The sequence below is a fragment of the Pseudomonadota bacterium genome (genome assembly GCA_034660915.1).
In the GTDB taxonomy this organism is placed as follows: Bacteria; Desulfobacterota; Anaeroferrophillalia; order Anaeroferrophillales; family Anaeroferrophillaceae; genus DQWO01.
This window is the reverse complement of record JAYEKE010000030.1, coordinates 1-13,229: the sequence shown is the minus strand read 5'-3', so window position 1 is coordinate 13,229 and position 13,229 is coordinate 1. Positions and strand designations below refer to the sequence as shown.

13 protein-coding genes and 1 tRNA gene are annotated in these 13,229 nt (G+C 46.4%); 5 read left to right on the top strand and 9 right to left on the bottom strand.

Annotated elements, in window-relative coordinates; genetic code table 11:
- Positions 1 to 97 precede the first annotated feature (97 nt).
- Genes U9P07_01510 through U9P07_01500 form a run of 3 tightly spaced genes read right to left on the bottom strand, consistent with a single transcriptional unit; the run spans position 98 to position 2,027 of the window.
- Positions 98 to 1,081 carry a transporter gene (locus tag U9P07_01510; protein MEA2108082.1) on the bottom strand — a complete coding sequence of 328 codons (984 nt, stop codon included), beginning with the start codon at positions 1,079 to 1,081 and terminating at the stop codon, positions 98 to 100.
- Positions 1,071 to 1,658: a UbiX family flavin prenyltransferase gene (locus tag U9P07_01505; protein ID MEA2108081.1), complete on the bottom strand. Its 588-nt coding sequence runs from the start codon at positions 1,656 to 1,658 to the stop codon at positions 1,071 to 1,073. Before U9P07_01505 ends, U9P07_01510 begins: the two co-directional genes overlap by 11 nt.
- A 36-nt stretch (positions 1,659 to 1,694) precedes the next feature.
- Positions 1,695 to 2,027 carry a hypothetical protein gene (locus tag U9P07_01500; protein MEA2108080.1) on the bottom strand — a complete coding sequence of 111 codons (333 nt, stop codon included), beginning with the start codon at positions 2,025 to 2,027 and terminating at the stop codon, positions 1,695 to 1,697.
- Between the two features lie 122 nt (positions 2,028 to 2,149).
- Here U9P07_01500 and U9P07_01495 point away from each other — a divergent pair, with 122 nt between their 5' ends.
- Complete coding sequence (locus tag U9P07_01495; protein ID MEA2108079.1) at positions 2,150 to 2,272, top strand: hypothetical protein; 123 nt, start codon at positions 2,150 to 2,152, stop codon at positions 2,270 to 2,272.
- A 99-nt stretch (positions 2,273 to 2,371) separates the two neighbouring features.
- On the opposite strand, the gene ppcB is transcribed toward U9P07_01495, so the two are convergent.
- The 4 genes from ppcB to U9P07_01475 form a co-directional block, all read right to left on the bottom strand.
- Positions 2,372 to 3,787, bottom strand: a complete 1,416-nt coding sequence (gene ppcB / locus U9P07_01490; GenBank protein ID MEA2108078.1) for a phenylphosphate carboxylase subunit beta — start codon at positions 3,785 to 3,787, stop codon at positions 2,372 to 2,374.
- Positions 3,788 to 3,898: 111 nt separating this feature from the next.
- On the bottom strand, positions 3,899 to 4,966 hold the full coding sequence (locus tag U9P07_01485; protein ID MEA2108077.1) for a PEP/pyruvate-binding domain-containing protein: 1,068 nt from the start codon (positions 4,964 to 4,966) through the stop codon (positions 3,899 to 3,901).
- 90 nt (positions 4,967 to 5,056) lie between these two features.
- Positions 5,057 to 6,889, bottom strand: a complete 1,833-nt coding sequence (locus U9P07_01480) for a PEP-utilizing enzyme (protein MEA2108076.1) — start codon at positions 6,887 to 6,889, stop codon at positions 5,057 to 5,059.
- A 78-nt stretch (positions 6,890 to 6,967) separates the two neighbouring features.
- A complete protein-coding gene (locus tag U9P07_01475; GenBank protein ID MEA2108075.1) occupies positions 6,968 to 7,612 on the bottom strand; it encodes a hypothetical protein in 645 nt (214 codons plus the stop codon).
- A 210-nt stretch (positions 7,613 to 7,822) separates the two neighbouring features.
- On the opposite strand from U9P07_01475, the gene U9P07_01470 reads away from it, so the two are divergent.
- From U9P07_01470 to U9P07_01455, 4 genes are all read left to right on the top strand, one after another.
- Positions 7,823 to 8,818 carry a LysR family transcriptional regulator gene (locus U9P07_01470; GenBank protein MEA2108074.1) on the top strand — a complete coding sequence of 332 codons (996 nt, stop codon included), beginning with the start codon at positions 7,823 to 7,825 and terminating at the stop codon, positions 8,816 to 8,818.
- Between the two features lie 294 nt (positions 8,819 to 9,112).
- The gene (locus U9P07_01465) at positions 9,113 to 10,258 is read left to right on the top strand and encodes an acyl-CoA dehydrogenase family protein (protein MEA2108073.1); all 1,146 of its coding nucleotides are present in this window, start codon (positions 9,113 to 9,115) and stop codon (positions 10,256 to 10,258) included.
- 5 nt (positions 10,259 to 10,263) lie between these two features.
- Entirely contained in the window at positions 10,264 to 11,487 is a 1,224-nt protein-coding gene (locus U9P07_01460; protein MEA2108072.1) for an acyl-CoA dehydrogenase family protein, read from the top strand.
- Between the two features lie 67 nt (positions 11,488 to 11,554).
- Positions 11,555 to 11,629 (top strand) — tRNA-Val (locus U9P07_01455).
- A gap of 96 nt (positions 11,630 to 11,725) precedes the next feature.
- On the opposite strand, the gene U9P07_01450 is transcribed toward U9P07_01455, so the two are convergent.
- A complete protein-coding gene (locus tag U9P07_01450; GenBank protein MEA2108071.1) occupies positions 11,726 to 12,775 on the bottom strand; it encodes an SGNH/GDSL hydrolase family protein in 1,050 nt (349 codons plus the stop codon).
- Positions 12,776 to 12,954: 179 nt separating this feature from the next.
- Positions 12,955 to 13,229 (bottom strand): helix-turn-helix domain-containing protein (locus U9P07_01445; protein MEA2108070.1); only part of this gene is annotated, 275 nt, incomplete at its 5' end.

The window sequence follows — 13,229 nt, the reverse complement described above, 5'->3', positions numbered from 1 at the left end:
TCTTCCGGTCACAAATATCAATTCCGGCACCATGAAGTGCAGACAGCCATCATCCCGAGTTTGTGATTACCCAGAGCCTTTTCAGGCCCCCGCACTCCTAGAAGGCATAGACTAAATTAAACCAGACATTCTGACCTTCAGTCTTGTTTTCGGCCTCAAACTCAAACTGGGTTCTCAACTCAAAAAACATATTTTTGTAATTGTACCAGATACCCGGACCTGCAGCAAACACTTGACTATGATTGCCTTCATCATCTTCTAAAAGATCGCGGACCGGGGCCGGCAAGCTGCTGTCGATATCATAATCATCATCACTTACCTGCTTATAGTAGTAACCATTGATGCCAACCCGAAGGCTTTTTGTAATCCCATATGAGACACTGTAATCGAAATGGAACTCGTCACCGGGGGTACGGTCAACATTGAAACCATAAGGCGTCGGACAATCATCCTGCTCGGTATTGAAATCATACATGAATTTCAGGGAGAATTCCCAAGACGGTGTCGGCATGTAGGTGATGGCAAAAACCGGCTCAAAAGTCCAGAAATTATGGCCGACACCAGCCATATTCCCTTCTTCATCACCAACGGGGATATAAATATCAGGCAGCGAGAATACTGTGTGTAGTTTGCCTTCAAGAAAATGATGGGTCAGGAGAAAGGGACTGTAGATGATATAGGGAACGTCGCTGTCATCATAGTTATCCTTGGATTTTGGCCCCACCGGTGCATTGAAATCAAGGCTGACATCAAGGAAGGGCAGGAAGGCATGCTGGCCGTAATTACCACCCAGGAGCTCATACTTGCTGATCCAGATAAATCTCATAACCTCGGCCCAGACCGTCAGATCATCAAAAACATCCATATCATCGCCATGATCATCTTTCAAATCATTGGCATGGTAGTAATAGGCATAATTCTTAAAATAGAATCCTGGAGGTGGAGCAGCTCCAACCATGAAGGATTCGGCCCCTTCAGGATAACTCTGCCCACCGCCGGCCCAGGCGGATGCACTGATCAAAACGGTTAAAAAAATCAGCAACCCTGCTACCAGTAATCTCAATCGTGATTCATGCGTCATTTCCCGCCTCCTCGCTTTTCCAGCGTTTAAAAAGATTATGTACTATGCCGAAATTATCCAGCACCTTGCCCACTGTCTGGTTGATTATATCATCAATAGTTTCAGGATTATGATAAAAAGATGGCATCGGCGGCAGCAAAGTGGCTCCATATCGGGTCACTCTGGTCATCAATTCCAGGTGCCCTAAATGCAAAGGGGTTTCACGCAAAACGATAATCAATTTACGCCTCTCTTTAAGACAGACATCCGCCGCCCTTACCAACAGGTTGTCATTATATGAGTTGGCAATTCCGGACAGGGATTTGATCGAACAGGGCGCAATAATCATCCCTTCAGTCAGAAAAGATCCGCTTGAAATTGCCGCCCCGAGATTAGTAATCGGGTGGACGATATCAGCCAGTCTTAAAACTTCATCAGGATCCCGACCGTTTTCATGTTGAATTATCTCTTTTGCGATATCAGAAATAACCAAATGAGTTTCAATCTCCTGGTAGTTTTTCAACGTTTCCAGCAGTCTGACGCCATAAATGGTTCCTGATGCCCCTGATATACCGATTATGATCTTTCTTTTTTTCATTAGTTTTAAAATTTCAAATAAAGCAACAGATAATTGCTATTGGTTGATGTGGGCGATTATTTTTTTTGTCAGTACAACCCACTGTTCACGCAAAGTTTCAAGATCCTCCTGAACCAAATTATCATAATGAATCCCAGCTATAACTACGACATTGCGGTTAGTGGCGGCCGCAACTTCTTCGCTGACATACCTGGCCACGACATCTTCTTTATGCCCTAACATGGTTAATATGGATGAGGTAGCACTGGTACGGCTTTGATCTTCAAGGCTGGGCCGGGGAATCGCCAGACCGATTGCGCCGATATGATCATAGCCTCCCGTAACCACGACAACTACATCATCGCTGTCAAGACCTATTATGGTTGCCATTAATGAGTAATCACTATTTTTGTCGCTGTAAATTGACTCTATTTTTTTCATGATTTGAAAATAGTTAAACTTTCTGAGTTGTTCTAAAAACAGCGGAAAGAAATTTCCAGGGATGTTCCGGCATGGCTCTCGCTCATTCTCGCCGGCCGTCCATGGCCCGCTTCCGAGGCGTCCGCCGCGAATCACATCGTGTGATTCGTTCGGCGGCCAATACCGCTATGAGCCAAGCCCGAACATCCTGCTAATATGTCCCTGGCAATACAAGTCAGAAAGTTGATATGATTTGAAAATAGTCAAAGGTGGCGGAGCTGTTGGCAATGCTCCGCCAGCTTTAACTTTACTGTTTAGATACCGTAACTGTCCCAGTTGTCCCGAACTTTTTTCTCCATATCTTTATCAAGAAAAATCTCCATCGGCTTACGATCCCATTCATACGGAGTACAGGCATCGATGATAATCCGCGAAACGATTTCACGTTCACTATGGTGCAGGGCGGGGTCAAGCGGAGTGGAACGCCCCCGTTTGATAATCTCCGTATCCCGTTTGGGATCGTAACGTACAGACATGGCCCACATAACTTTGTTCCAGTCATCAGCAGGGATATCATCATCAACAACAATGACTCCCTTCATGCCATAATGGCCGGTGGTTGAGCCGTAAACGGCATCGGCTATATGGTTTGGATGTCCTGGATACATCTGTTTGACCGAAACTATGGCCCAGAAACGACCGGTGGATGAGGCCGGGATATAGACCGACTGGATTCCAGGAACCCTCGCCGTTTCAAGATCTGTCCATAAGGTTGCAGTCCGGTTCAAAGACTGAATCATATGGGTATCTGTAATCGGTTTCCCGACCGTGGTGGACCATAAGATGTAATCGTTACGATGGTATATACGCTGAACATCAAGCCAGGGTTTAGGCCATTCATCACTCTTTTTCCCTGAATAGTAACCAGTATATTCTCCAAAGGGACCTTCTTGGCGCCAGTTATCAGAATTAGGGTCAACCTCACCCTCGAGGACAATTTCTGCATTAGCGAGGAAGGGCAGGCCATTACTTTCACTCTCAATAACATCAATCGGTTCACCACGCAGAGCCCCCATTACTTCGTATTCACTGGTCTCTGCTGAAACCAGGGTTGAACCGGTGAGAAAACCTAAGGGATCGCCACCGATTACGGCCAGAGCCGGCATCTTTTTCCCCATTTCCAGATATTTTTTCATCATGAAATCGGCATGCTTACCCTTGATGATCTGAATTCCGGCACTTTTTTCATCAAGAATCTGCATACGGTAGGTGCCCAGGTTAACCCAACCGGTTTCGGGATCTCTGGTAACCAGTGAGTATGCAGTACCAATAAAGCGCCCGCCGTCCTGTGGATACATCTGCGGCACCGGAAAATCAAAGAGGTTGACCTGATCGCGCTCGATAATATTTTCTAAAATCGGACCATCTTTAACCACTCGCGGCGGAATGAGTTTTTTGATGGCCAGCTGCATCCACTTTCTTGACATCTCACACATGGAAGTGCCAATGGGCATCCCCAGGGCAATGGCAAAATTCTCCTTGGTTGAATAGGCGCCGGTCAGGACCGAGTTTTTATAGCCTTTGACATTTTCGAAAAGCAGGGCTCCACCATCTTTTTCCTCGTTGATCTTGGAAATATGGGACAATTCCAGGTTCCAGTCAACTTCCTTGCTAATACGCTTTAATTTGTTGGCTGCTTCACACTTGGAAATAAACTCTCTTAAATCCATTTTTTGCACCTCAATGTATGTGTTGTTGGTTTAATGCCCGTCCATTCTTCTTAAAATTGAATTGTCTCCTGGCAATGGTTAATTCTTTTGAGACTGGAGACTGGTTTAAGTTCAATTGAACTTAACTCCAGTCATCAATTGTTTCAAAATCATATTCATGGCATCGGTCGGTTCCGCGGTTTTTTTCTCGGCCTTTTTTTTGTTCCAGATTGATTCCGGCCGAACCTGGAGAATGATAACATTTTCAGGGAACAGCAAATCGGCATCAATCCCAAATTCTATATCATAGGCTTTACCATAATACTTTTCTATTTTTTTAGATACAATGCACAAATGTCGCAGCTCTTTCTGACTTAAAGCATTGATCTGGCGACGTTCTTCATCCACCTCCCGTTCGACGATGTCACTGCCACCTTCACGATAGACACACTCAATCTCTTTGCTTCCCCTGACAATTTTGACCGGATCCAAAGTGATCTTATCAATCAAATAGGTATCCGGAGTCACCAGTCCGCTGACCACCGCTTCACCCAGACCGTAGCTGGCATCGATAGAAATCTTTGAAGGATCGCCATTCAGCGGATTAATCGTAAAAATAACCCCGGCGATTCTGGAGTTAACCATTTTCGGAATGCCGACGCCGATATTGAAAAGGACTCCAAGCTCACGATTTATCCGATAGGTAAGCGCCTCGACACAATACGAACTTGCCCAGCACTTGCGAATATAATCGGATAAATCCCGATCACCCCTGATATTGAGATAGGTCTCCATCTGTCCCGGCATACTCACAGCCCCGCTCGAACGTACCGCAACCGGCAAAGCCTCAACCCCACAATGCTCACATAGGCGGTGATACTCCTCCAGAATATGTTTTTCCAGGGCCGGCGGCATGGAAGCTTTTTCTATGGCCGCCATGGCAAACTTACTTAAATAAGCAATGTTATCAGGGGTCGATTCCCGACACTCATTGGCAATTAATTTTTCCAGTTCAGACTTGACCCCGGACTCCCGCATGAAAACGTCATTGGCATGGATAGTAATGGCAAACCCGGGGCTGATGGGGATGCCGGCCTTTAACATTTCACCGAGATTCGCGTTTTTCTTGCCGACCAAAGGGAAATTATCCCCTTTCAGTTCGTTGTACCAAAGCGTTAATCTTTCCTCTAGATTTTCCATTTTCACTTCCGATAATGTAGTCAAGATTTTTCTGTAACGAGAGGGGCGCAGGATTTTCAACCCCTCTCGTTTCAGTTTCAACCAGTTATCCTATTTAAGAAGTTCCACCACCCCGCTATCACCATCAAGTTTGATCATGTCGCCGGTCTTGATGACCGAAGTACCATTGCCGGTACCAACGACCGTCGGCAATCCATACTCGCGGCAGACAATAGCGGCATGGCACATGGGGCCACCAACATCGGTAACCGCCCCGGCAATTTTGGTAAAAGCCGGAGCCCAGCTTGGTGAAGTCGTGGGTGCAACCAGGATTTCACCGGCTTGCAGCAGGGCCAGATCTTCGACCTTTCTGATAACCCGGGCCTTTCCCTGAACCACACCGCTGGAACCTGGCGATCCATGCAGCTCGCTGATCTCTCCATCGGCGGTATCGAGACTGGTGAGCCATTTTTTCAGGACACTGGTAGTCACCCCCCAGAGGACAATGGAGAAGGGTTCGGTAACCACTTCGGGCGGCACCCCCAGGGCCGGCGGCGGTGTCCATTCACGGAATTTAGCCATTACCCCTTTACGCCATTCGATCTCCTGCGGCCATTTATTACGACCGGCCGGTACTATCCCGGTGGCCCAGGCCCGGACCATATCATCAATTAGCACTTTGATATCAGCGCGATTCAGATACCAGATATCCTCAACATCTTTGATCATGCCACCATCAACCAGGACCCGGGACAAATCCCTCATCTTGTTCCAGAAAACTGAATGGAACCAGTGTTCAACATAGAAGAGATGATTTTCAACATAAGGGAAAACTTTACGGGCAATACCTAAAGCTTCGGCAAAAGCTTTTTTATCATCGTCATTTTGAAACAAATCCAGATATTCATCAACAATACGATCACGTTCGGCAATCAGCTTTTCGGTCGGTCGACTGGGATCTTTGCCCGCCTGCAGGGATTCAATATGCATTTTGATGTTGGCCAGAGGAACATCCAGATCATCATTCCAGGATTTATCATGATGGAACCAGCCGGTCCCTGTCGAGATCCAGAACCAGGGATAGCGGGCTGCCTCGAAAGCCGCCAGCCACTTCTTACCCGCATCGGAACTTCCCAGCTCCTGTTGCAGGGCGGCAAAACTGGTTTGGGCATCCAGTTTCCCTTCAAGTTTCAACTCCAAGGCCATCTTCGCCAGTTTGATTAACTCGATATCGGGTCGATACATGACCACATCGATGCCGGAAACCATTTTGGTCAGGGTCGCCATCGGGATATCAGGAAAAAACTGGTTCGCGGTATTGATAAAGGTTACATAGGCGGCATAGCCAAGATTGAGCATTTCAAAATGATACTGCCAGACCTTGAATCCCATATTAATCAGGTGGTCATACTGAACGCAAAGATCGTAACCGCTTCCCATCCCCCGATGTTCGAAAACCACACTCTCATCTTCCATTTCAGGCAGGTTTTTAAATTCAACTGCCTCCAATTCAGCAATCAGTTCCTTGGTTTTCTCAACCCAGTCATCATAAATTTTATCCCAGTTCTGGTAGTAGTAGCCCGCCCGTTTCATAAAAAGAGGGATACGAGCTTCAATTTCTTTGGGATCAGCGATGCCGATAGGGGTAATATAAACATGGCCATTGACAATGCGATGATCTATGCCTTTGGCCGGCGGTACCATAAAAATTCTCGAGTTATACTGGGAAAGAGCCAGATACCAGGCTTCATCCCAGATCAGATCAAAAGGGGTATGCGGTTCGGGATAATGAAGACCATCGTAATACCAGAGCTGCCCGCTCTCGTACTCGTTTCGTTCTTTATCATCAGTAGAAAACTGATAATAATAAGGATACATTCTTTCCCATCCTTCGGTACCTTCAATAACCGGAACATCATGCGGATCCAAAAACTGTTTAGCCATAATCACTTACCCCCTCACCAGCTAATGATTTACTGACATTTCCCTAAAAACCTGACCTCTCAGGTAAAACCTCGCAGCTTACAGGGTAATCCAACGGGGTTTTTCAAATCTCTCCGTGGACCTTAAAATTCGGCTTGAATAATTAATGATCAGCTCTTTTTTAACCAGTTTTTCCAGCTCCCTGAATTGCTGATTATTCAACAGGCGTGAAACATCTATCGGATCCTTAAAAGTCATCTCCAGCAGGTAATCAGCCGTGCCCCCGTAAAGCATATGCCATTCCTGGGTCAGCTCAACAAAATCCAACTGCTCAAGATCCTTCGAGATTTTCTGCAGAAAAAGTTTATAATCATCCTTTTTATTGGGCCTGACATTATAATAATGATTCCATTTCCAGACACCTTCCTGAATGGCATAAACTTCCAGGCCCACCCTTCCGGTTGAAATTCCCAGAGCCGCTCTACGATTGCTGACAAAAAAATTGAGCTCATTGGTAATTTTACGGTATTCTTCCGAAACCACTATTTCATTGACCTGGCTGATATTATCGGAACTTAGTACAGCGACAGTAGAAGGACCGTCTCCAACCTCAACATAATATCCACCCACAATCCGCAATCCCAGGGAAGTTACGGTCGGATTATATTTTTCGGCGATGAAAGACAGATAATCATCCTCTTTTTCATTTTTGACATCCCAATGCTGTGCTAAAAGTATATTCATGACCCTAACCCCCAAAGATTATATTTGACTGTTATCTCCGATATAAGTATATAAATAGATTATACTGCAACCTGTTGTAGAGGTTTCATTTTTTTATTAATTGCATAAAATAGCATTATAAACAAGTCATTTATTTTAACTGAATCTATAAGTTTTTCTTATAGATATACCTCCAAAAAATCTATATAACTATTTGATTTACATGGAATTATGTCAATTTTAAAAGACAATCTTAAACAACTTTATTATTTTTATGAGTCAGTTAAAAATAATAATATCTCCACCGCGGCAAAAAAACTTTTTATTTCTCAGCCGGCCATATCGATGCAAATCAAAAAGCTGGAAAACTGCTGCGGGATAAAATTAATCAGGGAAAAAAATTGCAAAAAAATTCAGCCCACCCCTGAAGGCAGGAAACTCTACGAATACCTTGACAGAGTTTTCAAACTGCTGGATAAAGCAGAAGCTGAATTAAAAAAAATGGCGGCTGATGAACAAACCCACATTACCATCGGCACAACCCCTACCTATGGCAAGTTTATTTTGCCGTACATCTTCGAAAACTATGCCGGCCTGTTCCCCCAGTGCCACATCAAGGTAACTTCGGGAAGTTCAATTTCCCTACTCGAAAGCCTCAAGCAACACAAGCTTGATGTTATTATCATGGCCCTCTGGAAAAAGCTTTCCTTAAAAAACTTCCTCGTTTACCCTCTCGGACAGGAAGAAGTTATTTTACTCTCAGCCCCTGACTATCACCTGCAAAAACAAACATATACTTCACTTAAAGACCTGCAATCAGAAAAGTTCATCATGCGGGATGAACAGTCCGCAACCCGAAAATATATACTCAGAGAATTCAAAAAAAGAGGGGTTACTCTGCCAATAAGTATCGAGTGTGAAAGTCCTGATCTGGTCAAGGAATTAATACTGGAAGGAAAGGGAATAGGTTTTCTGACCCGCACCAAAATTCGCAAAGAGTTATCAGAAGGACTGGTTAAAAGAGTAAATCTGGGAAAACATAAATTTCACCTGGACATTGCCATTGTCTTAAACAAAAACAAAAATTTAATGCCGGAGATGCTGACTTTCGTTGATTGCATTATCAAAAAAAGCAAACAGGTACAGCACTTCTCCTTGCCACCATCCCCTGCAGAAATGATTCACCTGCAAGAAAGTGAAAGCCCGAAATGTGGACCGTTAAAGTGACAGCCAGACAGTTTGATCCTTCCACCACAACATTTCCGATCCAGGAATAATCTTACCGAGTTTAATCCAACAGCATATCCTTCAAAAAATTTTGCAATAAAAAAGTATTTTATCTTGACTCCAAACCATCTTTATGTTTAACATCAAAAAATAAATGAGCGCTCATTCATGAAAATGATATAACTTGTTTGCAAATTTCTTTTCAAGCAACATCGCTAAATGCTAAATGGCAACAACTGAGAAACAATCAATCTACAGATTCTGCAAAACATGTAACGCATGGAGGAAATACTGATGAATTACCTGTTATCTGAAGAAATGAAAATGCTGAAAGAAATGACCTATAAATTTGCCAAAAATGAAATTGCCCCATTTTCCGAAGAATATGATCAAAAAGAAGAATACACTCCGGAAATTCACAAAAAAGCGGCTGACCTTGGTCTGATCGCCTCCTGGCTGCCGGAAAAATACGGCGGTGCCGGTTTCGGTGCGCTGGGAAACAGCATTATCACCGAAGAACTTTCCCGGGTCGACATGGGTATCGGCATTAATATTGTCGTCGCCTCTTTCGGCTGTGAAGCCATTTATCAATTCGGCACTGAAGAACAAAAGCAGAAGTATCTGCCTCCGGTTTGCCGCGGTGAAATGGTCAGTGCCGGTGCTTTCACCGAACCCAATGCCGGTACTGACGTTTCCGGCATTGGAACCCGGGCGGTCAGAAACGGCAGCAACTACATCATTAATGGCAGTAAAATGTTTATCACTAATGCTACCATTTGTGACTTCATGATCGTACTGGCAATCACCAACCCTGATGCCGCCAGGCTCCATGACCGCTTCAGCATGATTATCGTTCCAGCTGATGCAGCCGGCATTACCAAGACTAAAATCAAAGGTAAATTGGGAATCCGCGCCAGTGATACCGGCGAAATAGCCTTTGCAGATGTCCTGGTTCCCCAGGAAAATCTCATCGGCCAGGAAGGCAGGGGATTTCACCAGGTTATGCATTTCTTTGACATGACCCGGATCATGGTGGCCGCCCAGGGAGTAGGCATTTCCCAGGGATGTCTGGATGCCTCAATCCGTTATGCCAAGGAAAGAAAAGCTTTTGGGACCTCCATCGGCAATTTTCAGTTGACCCAGGCAAAACTGGCCGAAATGGCTATCCGCATAGAAGCGCTGCGCAACATGGTATATAAAGCTGCCTGGCTCTATGACCAGGATACCCCGGACTATACTCTGGCGGCCATGGCCAAATATTTCTGCGGCCAGACGGCGGTTTTCTGCGCCAATGCCGCCCTGGAAATCCATGGAGGTTATGGCTATATTGCCGAATACGACGTCCAGAGATGGTACCGTGACGCCAAGATTCTCGAGTTATATGAAGGAACCAAGGAAGCTGAAATTATGACCATCGCCAAGGTCCTGATGAGCAGGTAATTATCATGTTTGATTTTCTCCTGACCGAAGAAGAAAAAAAACTCAAACAAGAAGTCCGTGAATTTGTCAAAAACGTGCCCTCTGAACTGGTAAGGGCCATGGATAGCGGCGAAATTGAATTTGCCCGGGAATTTATCACTTCAGCCGCCCGGAAAAATCTCCTGGGGCTGCGTTTCCCCCCTGATTACCAGGGCCGGGGGCTGAACTGGGTGGCGGAAATGACAGCCATGGAAGAAGTCGGCATCTTAGGCTCCACCCTGGGCTGTCATTATGCCATGCCCTCTATTGTCGGTGAAGCACTGAGTATCTATGGAACCAAAGAACAGAAAGAAAAATATTTAAAACCGATCCTGAACGCCGAGATATTCTGTGCCGAGGCCCTGACTGAACCCCGGGGCGGTTCCGATTTTTTCGGGGCCGCCACTACGGCGCGAAAAGTAGGAGGGGAATACATCCTCAACGGGCAGAAACGTTTCGTCGTCGGGGCTGAAGGTGCCGATGTTTTCCTGGTCTACGCCAAAACCGCCCCGGAAAATCCACCGCAAAAGTCCATCAGCCTTTTCATCGTTGAAAGGGATATGGGGGTAGAAGTAAAAAAGGTCTATGGCCTCATGGGGACACGGGGTGGGGGTACGGGAAGAATTATTTTTGACCAGCTCAGGATTCCCCCAAGCTGCCTGTTGGGCGAGGAAAATGCCGGTGGCGAAATCTTCAACCAGATGATGATCCCCGAAAGAATGACCAGTGCCGGCGGGGCCCTGGGAGCCGCCCGGGGAGCACTTGAAGTAGCAACTATCTATACCACCAGGCGGCAGGCTTTTGGCCGTACCATCATGAAGTTTCAGGGAGTAAATTTTAAAATCGCCGACAGCATCGCCGCCCTCGACGCGGCGACCTCTCTATCTTATGCAGCCGCCCGCCTGATTGACAGCGGCCGGGATGCCAGGCGCCTGGTTTCCGAAGCCAAGAAAGTGGCCACCGAAGCCGCCTGGGATGTGGTCAACAACGCCATGCAGGTGATGGGCGGCATCGGCTACACTGATGTCTACCCGGTGGAGCGCCTGCTGCGCGATATCCGCCTGATGATGATCTGGACCGGCACCAATGAAATCATGAACCTGCTGATTCAGCATGAATACTACCGTGAGCTGGGCGCTCGACAGCAGCAAACCAGAAACCTGGAACAGGATGCCGGCGGCCTTGATGAGCAGGAAAAGGTGTATGAATAATCAATAAAAAAATATGATTTTATCTTGCATCCCTGTTTATCACCATGATATAAAACCTCTGCCATTAGGGCGGTTAACTCAGTGGGAGAGTGCCACCTTCACACGGTGGAAGTCACTGGTTCAAATCCAGTACCGCCTACCAAATAGCAAAACCGGCTGTCGATATTTCCATCGACAGCCGGTTTTTTTGTAAAAGCAAAATCAATCGAGTATGACCCCATTGATTCCGTAATCTCAGTTAATCCACCGTGATGCTCAAAGGATCGAGCTTCCAGTAGTACCCGTCCGGATCGACAGTTGGATCTACGCCACAATAATCAAGCTTAAAGCCAACGGCGGCAGTTCCCAGTTCGGCGTAGGGCACCGTCAGTGCCAGATCTGTTGTTCCGAAACTGGGCACGCCCGCACAACTGCTGCACGACAGCAGGCTTGCCGCGAAGCCGGCAACAAGCTTGTGGGTCATGGTCGTCGGATGGATTTCATCCCAGAAAAGATAATTCCCCTCGGCAACGGTTTCGGCATCTTCATCAAACTTTTTATCAGTCACGTTGGTAAAACCATAGGCCGCGGGATTATTGATAATTTGGGTCAGCAGGGCAAAGGTATCAAGCCGGATTATTTCAACCGCCGGAATGGCAGCTTCAAACCCTTGAAGCATTGTTTCGAGCGCGCTGTTGAAATTACCGGCAAGCATAACACCCTGGGTTGCAAGCGCGGGATCTCCATTCATTTTCGGTGTACTGCCAAGATCAGGCAGGTTGACGACCATAAACGTTACAGCGCCCGCCGAGGCAAGCTGGGTCATACCGTTATAGACATTGGTCACAGCGTTGCCGATGGCAGTAGCAACATCGGTGCTCAGCGACAGAAAATCATTGGCCCCGATCCAGATAATGAACAGCGTCTCCTTCGGCTGGGGAAAGGCGGTGGGAAAGCCGGCGGCAGCATCCAGAAACGTGGTATAGGCCAAAACCTGGTTGGTGAAACCCGTAGGATCATCATAGGTATTTGTCTCGCCGGTCATGGCCCCGCCGTGGGCATAATTGCAGAAAGCCCCCGGGATACCAAGGGTCTTCACCAGATACTCGACCCACACCGGCCCATCGGAGAAACGGCCCTCGTAGGGCGCCGGGGGATAGGTTCCTCCTTTAAGGGCAAACACGTTACCGCTGTCACACAGGCTGTCGCCGAAGACGACAACATTTTTGAAATCACCGGCCTGGGCAGAGATGACAAGACAGAAAAACATTACGACGACAGTAAAAAACTTCACAGCTTCCTTCTTCATCTGTTCCTCCTTGTAATATAGTTATAATATGCCGGCAACCGTAACAACAAAAACAGGATATGTCAATAAATCTATAAATAAGTAACCGGAAATCAGTTTTGAGGCGATGGGACTTCAATATCCCAAACCCGGGCACTGATCAATCTACGCCTCCAAAAAATAACGCCCTCATACCTTGCTTAATTCTTCCCTGCCGAATCCATATATTTCAAATGGGACATCATCAGTTTGATATCACCATAGGAAAAGTCGTCCCCAAGGTCTGTTTTAAGCGTTTTAAGTGATGAATACGACGCGTGTGCAAGAAGTTCCTCCATCCGGGATCGCTTTTCCGGCGAGAGCAGCTGGTCAATATCCAAATCACCGGTTTCAATATAGTGGGATAAATGACCCTGGATCGTATTTTCCACCAGCCCTCTCTTTTCCGCAATATCAGCAATGCCAAACCCTTGCT

Bases quoted from the DNA above. Each gene is read 5' to 3' on its own strand.
- U9P07_01460 (MEA2108072.1), top strand. From the start codon at position 10,264: ATGTTTGATTTTCTCCTGACCGAAGAAGAAAAAAAACTCAAACAAGAA.
- U9P07_01450 (MEA2108071.1), bottom strand. From the start codon at position 12,775: ATGAAGAAGGAAGCTGTGAAGTTTTTTACTGTCGTCGTAATGTTTTTC.
- U9P07_01480 (MEA2108076.1), bottom strand. From the start codon at position 6,889: ATGGCTAAACAGTTTTTGGATCCGCATGATGTTCCGGTTATTGAAGGT.
- ppcB (MEA2108078.1), bottom strand. From the start codon at position 3,787: ATGGATTTAAGAGAGTTTATTTCCAAGTGTGAAGCAGCCAACAAATTA.
- U9P07_01505 (MEA2108081.1), bottom strand. From the start codon at position 1,658: ATGAAAAAAAGAAAGATCATAATCGGTATATCAGGGGCATCAGGAACC.
- U9P07_01510 (MEA2108082.1), bottom strand. From the start codon at position 1,081: ATGACGCATGAATCACGATTGAGATTACTGGTAGCAGGGTTGCTGATT.
- U9P07_01495 (MEA2108079.1), top strand. From the start codon at position 2,150: ATGGCTCTCGCTCATTCTCGCCGGCCGTCCATGGCCCGCTTCCGAGGC.
- U9P07_01500 (MEA2108080.1), bottom strand. From the start codon at position 2,027: ATGGCAACCATAATAGGTCTTGACAGCGATGATGTAGTTGTCGTGGTT.
- U9P07_01470 (MEA2108074.1), top strand. From the start codon at position 7,823: ATGTCAATTTTAAAAGACAATCTTAAACAACTTTATTATTTTTATGAG.
- U9P07_01465 (MEA2108073.1), top strand. From the start codon at position 9,113: ATGAATTACCTGTTATCTGAAGAAATGAAAATGCTGAAAGAAATGACC.
- U9P07_01475 (MEA2108075.1), bottom strand. From the start codon at position 7,612: ATGAATATACTTTTAGCACAGCATTGGGATGTCAAAAATGAAAAAGAG.
- U9P07_01485 (MEA2108077.1), bottom strand. From the start codon at position 4,966: ATGGAAAATCTAGAGGAAAGATTAACGCTTTGGTACAACGAACTGAAA.